The 14100-nt window shown below is 49.1% G+C and carries 8 protein-coding genes; 2 read left to right on the top strand and 6 right to left on the bottom strand.

Annotated elements, in window-relative coordinates; genetic code table 11:
* Positions 1-59: 59 nt before the first annotated feature.
* From AB1611_11350 to AB1611_11325, 6 genes are all read right to left on the bottom strand, one after another.
* The gene (locus tag AB1611_11350) at positions 60-2042 is read right to left on the bottom strand and encodes an HDOD domain-containing protein (protein MEW6380187.1); all 1983 of its coding nucleotides are present in this window, start codon (positions 2040-2042) and stop codon (positions 60-62) included.
* Positions 2043-2055: 13 nt separating this feature from the next.
* Positions 2056-4383, bottom strand: a complete 2328-nt coding sequence (locus tag AB1611_11345) for an EAL domain-containing protein (protein ID MEW6380186.1) — start codon at positions 4381-4383, stop codon at positions 2056-2058.
* A complete protein-coding gene (locus AB1611_11340; protein ID MEW6380185.1) occupies positions 4373-6226 on the bottom strand; it encodes an ATP-binding protein in 1854 nt (617 codons plus the stop codon). Before AB1611_11340 ends, AB1611_11345 begins: the two co-directional genes overlap by 11 nt.
* A 58-nt stretch (positions 6227-6284) precedes the next feature.
* Positions 6285-7727, bottom strand: coding sequence for an aldehyde dehydrogenase (locus tag AB1611_11335; protein MEW6380184.1), 1443 nt, complete (start codon positions 7725-7727; stop codon positions 6285-6287).
* On the bottom strand, positions 7724-8563 hold the full coding sequence (locus AB1611_11330) for an ABC transporter substrate-binding protein (protein ID MEW6380183.1): 840 nt from the start codon (positions 8561-8563) through the stop codon (positions 7724-7726). Before AB1611_11330 ends, AB1611_11335 begins: the two co-directional genes overlap by 4 nt.
* Positions 8564-8783: 220 nt before the next feature.
* Complete coding sequence (locus AB1611_11325) at positions 8784-10112, bottom strand: hypothetical protein (GenBank protein MEW6380182.1); 1329 nt, start codon at positions 10110-10112, stop codon at positions 8784-8786.
* A gap of 877 nt (positions 10113-10989) precedes the next feature.
* On the opposite strand from AB1611_11325, the gene AB1611_11320 reads away from it, so the two are divergent.
* Both AB1611_11320 and AB1611_11315 read left to right on the top strand, forming a co-directional pair.
* Entirely contained in the window at positions 10990-11448 is a 459-nt protein-coding gene (locus AB1611_11320) for a prepilin-type N-terminal cleavage/methylation domain-containing protein (protein ID MEW6380181.1), read from the top strand.
* 615 nt (positions 11449-12063) lie between these two features.
* A complete protein-coding gene (locus tag AB1611_11315) occupies positions 12064-14061 on the top strand; it encodes a hypothetical protein (GenBank protein ID MEW6380180.1) in 1998 nt (665 codons plus the stop codon).
* The last annotated feature ends 39 nt before the right edge of the window (positions 14062-14100 follow it).

Here is a 14100-nt window from a genome sequence, read left to right as displayed (position 1 = left end):
AAACCCGAAAATTATCTGCCTTGAACCTAAAATAAAGTAATTTGTTTGGATTTTATCTTCTATTCCCGATACACGGTGACTTTATTTCTTTTCTGCTTGGACTGATAGAGAGCCTTATCCGCTTTATTCAAAAGCCTTTCAGGTGTATCCATGGCGTTATTGAATGACGCCAGTCCAATGCTGAGCGTGATCTGGCATTTGGGGAAATTTTTCTGCCTGAGTAGTCCGTATCTTTCCACGATGACCCGGACCCGTTCAGCAAAGGTGAGAGCCCCCTGTATCTCCGTATTGGGCAGAATAACTAAAAATTCGTCGCCCCCGAGTCTTCCGACGATATCGATATTCCTGGAGTTGCTTTTAATAATTGCAGATACATCCTTCAAGACAAGATCACCCACCGGATGACCATAGGTGTCGTTAACCTCTTTGAAGTGATCGATATCAAAGAGAGCGATCGAAAATATTTGCTGAAAGCGGGCCGATCTGTTCACCTCGTTGCTCAATGAGGAATCCAGTTGACGCCGGTTATAGACTTCGGTCAGGGAATCAATTACCGCCATCTGAGCGGTGCACTGAAACAGTTTGGCATTTTCCAGGGCCATTCCCAGATTCAGGGCCAGAATCTCGATTACTTTGATCGTATCGGAGGAGATGGCCACACTGTTATCATGATTATCGATCAGGAGCAGATCGTTAACTTTTTGATCAGTCCTGATTGGGACCAGCAGTGTGTTGCTGCTTTGCAACGCCTTCAGGAAGTTAATCTCAGGCACCGATTCACTCTGACCATTTTTCAGATGAAGGATTTTTTTATCCCGGATAGAGGTGGACAGGAGAGCCCCGATCTCGTCATCCCAAGACAGGCCCAGGGTTGTAAGAGGTGTATTGTCGGGAAACTCGCCGCAGGATGCCTGGGGAATGATCATTTTTTTCTGCGGGTCCACGGAAAACCAGATAAGCCGGGGAAAACCAAGACCTTCTTTTACCCCCTGAAGAGCATTCTGGATGATTTCGGATGGTTTCAGAGTCTCCCGCGCTTTATAGGTAATCGTGTTCAGGGTGTTCAGCTCATGGATATGTTTTTCCAGTCTCTTTCTGGTATCGTCGTACAGTGAATTAATTCTTCCCAGTTCAAGATTCGCCTTTTGGAGAGCCTCTCTGAATCCCTTCAGGTCGTTTATCTGGAGGTTGAATATCTTGGCATTCAGGGCCACTTCCCTGTTCATCTCGTCCAGGATCGGTTCAATCTTTAAAGTATTCAGATTAACGATCTTTTCCACTTCGGGATTGAGTGTGGGATGAAAAAAGAAGTTGAATGAGCCAAGGGCCTGGGTCCAGCAGATAAAGTCAGCCACGGAAACGATAGCTGCCAGCTCATGGATGTCCACATGGCCTTTTTCCGGGCCATGATGCAGCTCGACAGCTTTCTGCAAAGCCGGAGGAAGGTTCCACTTTTCAAAAGCCAGTTTGCCGACTTCAGCATGATTAACCGACAGGTTTTCTTCCTCGAAGTGCAGAGACATGTCCGGGTTCATATTCAAATTCTTCATGTAGGCAAGATACTCATCAACCATGATCTGCTCGATGATGATCTTGCCCACATCGTGCAAAAGACCGGCTACATAGGCCTCATCAGGATTAGGGTATTTGATCAGCGAGGCAATGCTTTTCGCTACCGTAGCCACAGCCAGAGAATGGCACCAGAACTGGGATTTCGGGAAAAGGTAGCCGGCCTTGTTCTCCTGGGCCAGGTTATCGAATACCGAGAAGCATAAAAACAGCTTCTTGAGGGCATCGTAGCCAAGTATGGTCATGGCATGATCTACCGTACTGACCTTTTCCCGCAATGCATAAGCCGCGGAATTGACTACTCTCAGCACCTTGGAAACCAGGGCCTGGTCTACCCGGACAACCTCGGTAAGGTCTTTGACAGAGCTTTTGTCATCCAGAACGATGTTCAGAATGCGGGTTACAATTATGGGCAAAGTAGGAATATCTTCTTTGATTTTGACAATAAGCTCGTTTCGGGAAATCTTCTGCATGGTGAAAGATACCTTAACTTTTCAGGCCCCAGGGCGACTCGTTTATCCATCTCATAAGATGGTCTGCCGAAAGGGGGCGGCTCATAAAATACCCTTGAGCCACATTGCAGCCAAGCGTGGCCAGGCGATCGTATGTTTCTCTATTTTCAACTCCCTCGGCCACCACGGAAAGCCCAAGATTATGACCCAGGTCGATGGCGGTATTCACGATCATGACATCGCTGCTGTTCACTCCCATGCTCATGACAAAGGATTTATCGATCTTGATCTCATGAACAGGTAATCTCTTGACATAGGCCAGAGAAGAATGGCCGGTGCCAAAATCGTCAATGGCCAGACAAATGCCCATGTCACTCAGGCGGTTGAGAATGGACATGGCCAGCTCCGGATTGGCCATGACAGTGCTTTCGGTGATTTCGAGTTCCAGGAGGTCCGGCCTTATATCCCATTTTTCGATCAGGCTCTTTACCTGGTCGGGAAAATTCTCGTCCTGGAGGTTTCGCGCGGACAGGTTGACTGCCATGGTGAGGTTCAGGCCCTGGCTGCACAACCGGCTGCATTGGCGCAGTGCTTCATTCAGCACCCACAGGGTCAGCGGCCCGATCAGGTCAGTCTGCTCAGCCAACTGGATAAACTGGTCAGGAGGCATAAAACCATACTGGGGATGCTGCCAGCGTACCAGCGCCTCCACACCGGAAATATGGCCGGTCTCGATGTCTATTTTGGGCTGATAATACAGAACCAGTTCATTATTGTCGATAGCCCGGCGCAGTCCGCCGACCATGGCCAGGCGGCGGTGATTGTACTGATCACGTCCGGGGTCATAAATAGAGTAGCCGCTCCCGCTATTCTTGGCCAGATACATGGCTACATCAGCCCTCTGGATGAGAAGGTTGACATCTTCTCCGTGTTCGGGATAGAGAGTCAGGCCAATGCCCATACTGACTTCCAGCGATAATCCTTCAAGGATAAATGGCTGCCTGAAATTCTGAAGAATACAGTGTGCAACCCGGGTTGCTCTCTCCAAATCTGCGCCCGGCAGCAGCACGGCGAATTCATCGCCGCCCAGATGGGCCAGAAGGTTCTGTTCCGGCAGTATTTCCCGCAGTCTTTGTCCGATCTGCTGGAGCAGAATGTCACCACTGTTATGGCCGAGGGTATCGTTGATCTCCTTGAACCGGTTCAGATCCATGATAAGCAGTCCAAATGGCTTTCCTTCGCCCTGTCCGGCCACAATAGCCTCCCGCATCCGGTCTTTGAGCATGTTCCGGTTCGGGAGCCCGGTCAGGGTATTGTGCATGGACTGATATTCAAGCGCTGCTGCCTGGGTCCTGGTTTCGACATAAGCCCTCTGAAGCCGGATGCGGTTGATCTGGTTATGGATGGCAATGGATGCCGTATTGGCGATATAGGTCAGTATCTCCAGATCATTTTCGGTAAAGGAGAGATTATCCTCTTTCCAGGTAACGTTGATCACTCCAAGGGGCTGATCTCCCGAAGTCAGGCCGACCAGAAGAATGGGTATACTGATGAAGGACCGGGCATTGACTTCAACCATGCCGTCGAGATATGGGACCTGATCGAGGCTTTTGGCCAGAATCGCCTTTTTAGACCGAAAAACCTCACCCGATATCCGCTCTCCGATCGGTATGCTGGTTGAATTGACTACCTCTTCCGGAACGCCCCGTGATGCTTTGATCCGAAGCAGGCCGCCCTCGTCAAGCATTATGGATATCCGCTGGCATTTCAGCATTTCTTCGGTGAAGGAGACAATGTAGTCCAGGGTCTTTTGAAAATCCTCAATCCCGTTCAGGACGTTGGCAAACTGGTACAGTTCATGAATAATCCTGGCCTGGGCGGTAATTGTGCCCTGCATCCGGAATTTCTGGAGCAGGTGCCTGATGCTGATAATGAAGTCATGCTCATCCTCTATTGGCTTGGTGAGGTACTTATCCAGCAGGTTTTCATTGATAGCCATAATGGCTGATTCCATCCCGGCATAGCCGGTCAGGAGAACCCGGATGCTCTGCCGGGAAATCTTTTTAACCTCAGCCAGGAGCTCTATTCCTTTCATAAGGGGCATTTTCTGGTCACTGATAACCATAGCCACCGTTTCCCGGTTTTCCACCAGTTCCCTGAGTGTATCGAGAAAACTGAAGGGATTGTCAAAAAAAAGAAACCGGTACCAGACCTGCCCATCCGTTTCCTGATTGATTCTTTCCGGAAGGAAAAACTCCAATGATTTCAGGAAATTCTGGTCATCATCCACACAGATGACCAGTTGCTCTACGGGGTCAGATTGTGGAGCGTTATCTATATCCATGCCATTTTCAGTAGGCATTGCTCAAAGCCTCCTCCTTCACCGTTTCTTCCTGTTTCTCTCCAGGCTGCTCGGATTCAGGCACTGATGATTCAGCCTTGATCGGAAAGGTGATTTCAAAAACCGTATGACCACGTCTGCTTTCCACGCGAACCGCTCCTTTGTGCTTTTTGATGATACCGGAGACAATCGACAATCCAAGGCCGGTCCCCTTGCCAATATCCTTGGTGGTAAAGAAGGGATCGAATATTCTTCCTATCTTGTCTTCCAGAATCCCGATCCCGTTGTCAGTTACCGTAACTGCAATTCGATCATTCATCCTGCGGGTGCAAACGGCAATTTTTCCTTCCCAGCCATCGCCCATGGCATCGATAGCATCACAGGCATTGTTCAGAAGATTGGTCCATATCTGATGGACCTCGCTGGTGCAGGGTATCTCCGGCAGATCCGGGTCAAATTCCGAAGTCACCGTCACCCTGTGTTTCAGCCTGTTGTTCAACAGGACCAGGGCAGTATTGACCGACTCGTTCAATTGGGTCATTTCAATTCTGTCCTTATCAGTATAGGCATAGTACTTGAGCGCCCGAACAATCTCCTCGATCTTCCGGGAACTTGTCTGGACGATCCTGGTAGCCTGCGAGATACTTCCTATGGATTCCAGGAGGGAGAAAAGAGAAGAGTTCTTAAAAAGATCAGCAAACCGCCTGACCTTGTCCGGGTCCATAAAGTTGAACTTGGCCAGGGTTCCGGCCGTTCCCCGGTAGTTCGCGATACCCTGTTCCTTCAAGAGGTTTTCTACCCTGCGTATCTCCTGAAAGGTGGCAACCTGCGGGCCATTGGCCGAGACCCGGATCAGGTCCTGAAAGCACTCAACCAGGTTATCGGCAGGTACGTTCTGGTCCTTTTTGAAGGATTCAAGCGCCTGGGGAAGAGAAGTAATCCGATGTTCGAGATTCCTGGCCACATTATTGATAGCTCCAACCGGAGTATTGATCTCATGTGCTATTCCGGCAATAAGAACACCAAGAGAGGCCATCTTCTCATTCAGAACAAGCTGGCTCTGGGTGTTCTTGAGATCCTCGTAAGCTTTGTTGAGTTGAGCAGTTGCCTCCTGCACCTTGGATTCCAGATGCTGGTTGTAGTCCTCGATTTCCCGCTTCGATTTTTTCAGCTCGAGGGTCATATGGTTAAATGCCTGGGCCAGTTGCCCCAGCTCATCGCTGTGGATATCACTGACCTGAATATTATAATTTCCGGCTGCAATCAGCCGGGTTACTTCCATCAACCGGCTGAGCCGCTGGAGGATTACCCTGCGCAACAGGATATACAAAGCGATACTGGCTCCCATGATCGTAAAGACCAAAATGGTGATGATCCGCCGGTCGATAGCTGTCATGATGGCCTCAATGTCCTTGATGGAAATATGCATCTCAATGGCGGCAATAACCCTGGAACCCCGAAGGATAGGAAAAATGGAGCGGATGCCAAGCCTCGTCCGGTCAAACCGGGTAATCTTAAGGCTGGGTCTGGCCAGGTTAATGGCTCTGATCAGATCCTCGTCCCGGGTGACTGTCCCTTCATTCTCCGGATCAGAATCCGCCCGGTTAGTATACTTACTATCATACAGGGAAATGGACTTGATAATTCGATGGTAGGTCATATATTTTCTGACAATGTCCTTGAAACCTTCCGGGTCTCCGAGCCGAAGGTCATATTCATATTTGATATCGTGGACCAGTGAGGCGGTGAGGATCTCCGCAGTTGTCATCTTCTGATCCACAATATTCTGGTAAACCAGGCCCCTGATCATATAAGCGGCAGACAGTATGGCCAGAAGGAGAGATCCGGCCACCATGGCTATCATCTTGCCTCTTATTGAGAAGGAAGTAATTTTTTTCATGGCTGCCTTTCAGAACTGACCGCTACTCTCCTGAAAACGGAATGGTCATTATTTCCCTCAGCCTGCCGTCCAGTTGGAACGTCTGCCGGTACTTTTCTATCCAGACCGACACGGGATTCAGCCCGCTGGGAGGATATCCGCCCCAGGGTTCAAACATGGACTCCACCGATGGATCTTCATTGACGCAAATCCTGGCTGCCCTGGAATTTACGGCAAAAGAGCGGATGAGATCGCCGTCAGTACTCAGGATCGTATCACTGAGAGGAAACTGGTTTCCTTCCAGCCAGTCCCACAGGCTGTCCTCAGTCACACTCCGGATCCAGATGACCGGCCCGAACACTCCCTCACGAACGATGGGATCATGAGGACTGATCCCTTCCACTACTGCCGGTCTGAAATATGCTCCCTCGACATCGCCGCCGCACAAAATCCTGGCTCCGGGTGTTTCCCGAATAGCCCTTTGCAGCATCAGTGCCTGCTTCTCACTGAAAAGCGGGCCGATCTGAATCTCGGGATCCTGAGGATTTCCCATCCGCAAGGTCTGGAAATAATCGACCAGGGCATCTCTGACCTGCCGGTATATCGTATCCTTAGTTAAAACACCATTAATGGAGGTACAGGTCTCTCCATTATAACGGGTAGCTCCCTGGCCGATAATCCGAACCGCATCTTCCCTGGGATAGGTATCATCCAGGTAGAGAAGGCCGTTGCCCTGGCCGTCAAGGATGCAGACTTTTCCGGCCTCAAATGTCTGCATGAAAACCGGCTGGGCATACTGATTGCTTCCGATATAATGAATCAGGTCCACAGATTCCGAAGCACAGCAGGCATCGATAAAATCCCTGGCCAGGCAATTAACGATAATGATCCGTGACGGCGGCGGATCGCTCATGGCAATCGCTTCGGCCAGAAGTGAGCCGGTTGGACCGTTCTGCAGTGAAGGCCGCAGGATAACGCGCGATCCGGCATACAGGGCCGAGGCGATGATGATAATACTGAGTGAAAGGGATGCGTTTTGCGGAACAACTGCCGCCACGCAGCGAAAAGGGCGCTGGGTTACCCGGATGTCCCGTTTGGACACGCACGAATAGGAATGCCTGATGATCTGCTCCCTGAAAGCTTTGTCCTGAACGTAAATCTCGAAATCCTGCAAAAACTCTATCGAACTGTTGACGATTTCCCTGCTGTCCCGGACCACAAAGCCGGTTTCAAGGCAGGTTTTCTCCAGCAAAAGGTCCTGCCTGAGCAGAAGCTGCTCTTTCAGCCGCTGAAGAAAGGCAAAGACTTCCTTTTTCGGCAGCACAGGCGGCTGTCCGGCAAAGGTCGAGAGTGCCTGACCAATGATTTCTCGTGTGGCTAAAGGTACAATGCCAAGAGATGTGCCGGTCACCGGCGAGATTACTTCATGGGGGATCCCCTGGCTCGAAATGGCATTATTGATCAGGTTTCCGTATATGCTGCTCATTTTGCACTGATTCCGATCCGCTTCTGATGCTCATCCATGATACCCCATCGCTGAAAAATCTTTGCCAGTTCACCGCTCTCCTTCATACTCTTCAAGGCAGCATTAACAGCATCGAGGAGTGCTTTATCCTCCCTGCGCACGGCAATTACATAGGTGCCTTCTTCAAAAGACTCTCCGACATTTTTCAATTTCGGGTTTGTGGCACCGTAGGCTACGGCAATAGGTTTATCAAGGAGAACCGCATCCACCCGGCCATCTTCCAGATCCCGGTAGCTGTAGATGATTTCCGGATTGATCGTCACTTCGATTCCGGCCTCTCTGCGCAAAAGGTCCTCAGCCGCTGTGCCGGACAGGGTGGCTACCTTTTTCCCCCGCAGATCTTCCAGGGTAGTGATCCCCTCGGTCTCTTGTCTAACAGTGATCTGCTGAGAGTAGACAAAGTAAGGTTCTGAAAAAAGAACCAGTTTTCTTCGGTCTTCGGTATCCTCGATACCGTTCATGGCTATGTCGAAGCTCTCCTTTTGCAGTTCCGGAATAAGGTTATCCCATGCCTTGATGACTAATTTCTGTCTTACTCCCAGATGCCGGGCAATGGCCTCGGCTATGTCCATTTCAAAGCCGACATACATGCCCGGCCTGTTAGGATCCTGGTAAACGTAGGGAACTCCGCCGATCACATCAGCCCCCCACAACAGGACACCGGCCTTCTTCACCCTTTCGAGAGAGAAATCCTGTCCTCTCTGGCCAGGGTATGAACCCTGTTCGCTTTCCTTCTGGCAGCCCAGAATAAGGATGATGAGTAGCACCGGCCAGAAGTAATACATCAGTTTCTTCATAAGCTCCCTCCTCGTGTGTTTTGCCCTTGAGTCAGTTTCTCAAGAGGACTGGAATATTGCCGGCAGGCTTTTGTTCTGCGCCCTGATTTCTGTCTCGCGGCTCCTGCTCTGCATAATAGCCAAGGAGGGTCTGAACCACGTTGAGATAATCCCTGGGCAGAATGGCCAGCAGAGTTGCGATATTGGGGCCGTCAGCCTGCCCAAGGATCTTTCGCAGATATTACAGAAGCCTGGGAGAGGGCTTCTCCGAGTGAAGATAAGACCTGATAAGGTCATGGACATCCTGCTGGCCGTCAATTCCCTGACTTTCCCGCACAAACAGAACATAGAGGATAATTCCCCTGGCCGTCCGGGCTGTTTCCCGGTCTACAGAGCCGATAAGATCGGCCTCAGGCAGTTGAATCTTATACTCCCTGCCGTAATAAAACCGGGAAAAGCGGTTTCCATAGGCTACCAGGGACTTTTCTTCAATCAATCCCCGGGGTGTATTGCAGAGAGTGTGCAGCTCAAGATCTGATCCATTCAAATTCTTCTCATGGACAGCCTGCTTCGGAAGTTCCCTGCGTATATAATCGACATAACTCAATCCGGGCCGAACCGGATATTCCCGGCAGAAATTTTCCACAGAGGCCCTGGTCAGCAGAAGATCCCGCCGGCGGTTTACGGAGAAAAGTGCCTTGAAAACCGGGGGAGGAAGAATCTCCAGAAGCCTGAAGGAGAGCTCCCGGTCTAACATTACATCACCATACCGTACGATAGCAGGAACTTTGCCTCCGTAAAACTGCTGAGATAAGAAGCGGGAGATAGCGAAGCTTCCCAGCTCGGCCACGTGAGCCTTGGAAAAGGTCTCAAGGTCGATTCCGTACAGGTTCCAGCGGGCTGCACAATCGAGCTTCCAGCTCAGCTTGCCGCGAACCTCATCGATACTCTGAACCATATCCGATTTATTGCAGCGCTCACAGCCAAACCGGATGTCGCGGCCTTTTACCTGAAAGATATGGGTAGCGTCAATGGAGGAACATTTGGGACACTGGATGCGAAACAGGTTTCTCATGGAGAAATTCGTAAATCGCTGAGAGAGAAGCTCCTGCATCCTGGCATAGTTTTCAAAAGTAATGGAAATAAAATCCGCGTAATACCCTTTGCGGTAAGCATGATACGAGTCAAGCACGAGCGGAAAGATATCAAGGGAATGCAGTCTCCTGACGAGAGCCTGGGTAAAGTGCTGCGAATAATTCTCATGACAGTCGAATGGGTCGGGAATTTCAGAAATGGGACGGCCGCAATAGTGCTCGAAGCGGCTCAGCAGTTTTTCATTTTTATTGACACCCACTCTGAGTTGACGGTAATTCAGGGGATCATAACTGTCATTGATGAGATAAAGAACAGTATTCCTGCCCGTGCGCTCGAGATCTTTCTGTATTTTATCCCCTATAATAAATTCCCGGAGAGAACGCTCATCTCCCAGAAAGGCCGTAGTAAAACCGGTAGCTACTATGTAGGGGATTTTCTTCTTTCGCGGGGAATGGCCATTCAGCATGGCAGGCATAGGAGAGCTCTCCGTTTCCAAAGGTATCTGTTTATCCGTTTTCAACTTGCCCAACAGAGAGATTGGGAGTTACATCTACAAGCTGGATTAGTAAATTCCAGGTAATTACGACAGCGATATAAATACGACAGCGATATAAAGGTGATTATGGCCGCTCGTGTTCAGACGGTAATACACTTTTTAAAAAGCCTCCAATCCAAATAATGAATGGAATGGCTAATATATTTGAGCGATTATGATAACAATCTATTTATCGGGAAACCCCGGGGACAACTTCGGGAAAGCGCATGGTTAGTGGAGGTGTGTTGCCTGACACAGTGGTTAAGGGGTGATTTATTATGACCATTCCTCTATCATTAAGTGAAAGTCTCGTTGTAATGTTAGGGTAAATATTGATAAATTATGGTGTTAGAAGAGAGTAAAAGTGAAGGTATATTGATCCCCCTGATTCGAGGAGAAAAAGGGTGACTTACAAAAATGTCTTGCCTGACTACCAAAGAGTAATCGGATAACCAAATGGTTTTTAGCGGGGCAATGTTCGCTGCCACAGGGGTTTTCGATGTGGCGATTTATACTCTTTCCATAAAGTGTCTTGATGGTTAAAATATTTTCGTTTTTATGTAATAATTACTCCATTTAACCCTGTATTTATACAAAATCACAGAGGTGGCATTACTCTTGCTCTTCTATAAAGCCGTAAACAGCAACGGGAAATCACCTGATCAGAAGGGGGATATCCATAAGGAACAGAATGAGAGAAGGTCGTTGTGGAGCTTGAGGGTTCCCGTGGGAAACGTGATTGCGGAAAAAGAGAGTGCTTGATCTTTGTGTTTCTCTTTCACTCTAACTTTGCAACCTCTTGAAAGGAGGCACCACCATGGTAAGGAATCTGAAGAACCAACAAGGTTTTACCCTGATCGAGCTCATGATCGTTGTGGCCATCATCGGTATTCTGTCAGCTATCGCCATCCCCAACTTCATGACTTTCCGGCTGAAAGCAAAGACCTCGGAAGCCAAGGCCAATCTCGGATCGATCCGAACCTGCGAAGAGGCTTACAAGGCTGAACAGGAGACCTATTACGGCACTATCGCCCAGTATCCAACCTCTGTTCCCGGCGCAACCTCGGTAGCATGGACAAGCACGGCTACTGCATTTTCGGCCATCGGCTTTGCTCCTTCCGGTAAAGTATACTACAGCTATGAAGTAACTGCGGCTGACACCTCGGCCTTCACAGCCAAGGCCTATGGAAACCTCGATGATACTGCCCCCAACTCGACATACTCGATCACCAACGATGGTGATATCACCCGAGAAAGCGCTGCCGAGATATTCTAAGCATCTTATACCTATAATCGAAGTCCAGCCATCCCAAAACCACCTGCCGGAAAATCCCGGCAGGTAGTTTTATTCATTTTTGCCGGACAATTTTAATTCCTTCCATTCAAGAATATGGTATAATATAATCTAGGACTGTGCTTTTTTTCATAAGCGACCCGGATAAAGGCCAGACAGACCGCAATTATCAACTGTGATAGTGGTGAAGGATCTGAGTGAAGTGTTGGTGAAGAAAAAAAACTCTGCTTTTTTGATCAGGATTCCCGGATGTCGTATTATCACGCATGGCGTGATTTCCTTACTTATCGTTGTAATTCCCCAAGCATTTGAAGCATGTCCAGGTAAAACATATCGGGATTTGTATTTCAAGGCTCAGGGCATCCGGTAGCGAACTTTTTACTTAAGGAGGTGGTTAACCATGAGGAAAAAAGAACGGAGAGGAGGTGAAGATCGAAACGTAGTAAGGCCAGAAATAAGGTAAACAGTAAGGGAAATTGGAGGCAATAGCGTACGTTATCATTATGATATGGAAAGGATCGTTTGGAGGGGGGGACGTATGGTGGAAAAGTTGTATGTTTGTAGAATTTTTCTCTGAATAAAGAAGGGTTAGGCTTTATGAGTAAAGAAAGGTTAGGGTTTTTAAAGGTTTTGATTTTTTCCTTTGTTTTTATGACGGCAATCGGGTTTACTGTCAGCAGATGTACGGCTCAGGTCCTTGACACCCAGGTTATGCTGACAAATGAATTTTCGGTAGGAATCGGTGCCAATCCAGCCGATCCAGATGCATATCTGGTTGATAACTTTGAGTACTGGAAAGATCCTCGGGATATGGGATGGCAAGTCAAAGAGCCGGCTTATCCCGTGTGGGGCTATAATGTCGGTAAGGTAAAGTTTGCGACCACGACCGTTGACTTTCAAGAGGGAAGCAGAGTTCTTGACGTCTCGCGGCCATTTTCCGTTTTCCTGTTCAACACCCCCTATCAGGGTTACAAGATGACCAAGACCACTCAATACATTGATGCCACGGGAGCCAAAAAATACATCCCTGGTGCCTACAGCGTATTCAGCGTTAAAATGAATGGTGCAGTCGGTATCGAGCCCTGGTGTCTGCCTTCTCCTTTTATTACTTTTGATACAACCAACTTCAAGAACATCACCATCAGGCTCACCGGACGCGGCATCTATCCTCCAACTGAAGGAACACCAGGCAGTCCCCTTAAGGATGGGAGTACTATCACCGTACAAGTCGGCAGAGAGTTCCAGGACGGCACCTGGCACCTGATCTGTGAGGACCTTGAAAAAATTCTGGATAGCCGTGTTACGGGTGAGAACATAACACAGATCAAGTCGGTATCATTAGGTGGAAACCGCTTCAAGATGGATGATGTCATGTTCACCAAACCCGCCAAGTCCGTCATGAATAACGAGGCCCCGTATCTGTTCCGGATCGGCACGATCTACGCTCAGTTGTTCAATCCTGCAGATGTGAGAATTATCTATGCCGAGGATAAAGATCTTGGCATGAATCTCGAATGGGATACCACTCAGCAGAAGTACGTATTCAAGGGCATCCAGGATAATAACGGCATCTTCCACGGCCAGGCTGGTTTTAATCCCAATACCGCCCGGTTTGCAGCGCCCAAAAATCCTCAGACGGACAATCTGTTCTTCAAACTGACCGTTGGAGACCCCCTTGGACCGGTGTATACCGGCGCAGCTCCCATGCCGCTCGATCCGGACAATATTCCATTTATGTATATTCCCCATTATGGAGTTCCCGCCAGCCTGTGGGTGACCAATAAATTCGATACAAATGGCGCTATGGTCAAGGATGCCACAAATACCCTGTATGTCCTGGCTAAGGCTTTGCAGGCGGCTGGCTATACTACCTGGCCGGGAGTCCTGGTCCTTACACCGACCACAGGCCAGGTGCTTGAGGATATGGTCATTTGCTGTCGGGTAACTGACGGGCTTTTAACCGATGAGGAAATTTTCCCGGTTTCTGTGGTCAATTTCGATGTGACCAACCATCCACCCCTCATTGAGCAACTGGAAGACCAGTTCTTCACCGTTGGGGATATGGGTGTCTGCCAGATTACCGCTACGGATCCTGACCTTCAGGACTGCACCCAGCTTACCTATAAGGCAACCCTCAACGGAATTCCCAGCTATCAGTATGGCCCGTGGATGGATCAGATCATCCACCCGGTTGCCGGTACCGTCTCCTTCATACCGCAATTCGAGGGTGCTCTGACCTGTGAAGTGACGGTGAGTGATCCCCGGGGCATGTCAGCAGTCGGCACATTCACTATCTTCTGTGTAAATCCTGGAACATGGCTCAATCATCCACCTGTCGTGACCAGCATAATCCAGTCTCCTCAGGTAATCGATGCCGGCCAGATGTTTATCCTGAACGAATTGAACATTGTCGATCCTGACAATGAAATCCTGTACTACTCCTGCAATGTCGGTGCTGTCGGCAGGGATGGTATCTATACCTTCCAGAGCCAGTTCCCCGGCGAGTACCTGGTACAGATCACCGCCTACGATATTCACGGTGCATATGTTACCCAGTCCTTCGTGCTTCAGGTTAAGCCCTGGTGGTCTTATTGATGATTTATCATCTCACGGATAATTCCTGAACGAAATTAC

The sequence above is a fragment of the bacterium genome, assembly GCA_040755755.1.
In the GTDB taxonomy this organism is placed as follows: Bacteria; SZUA-182; SZUA-182; order DTGQ01; family DTGQ01; genus DTGQ01.
Note: the sequence above shows the minus strand (reverse complement) of the source record. Positions and strands in the feature narration are given on the sequence as shown.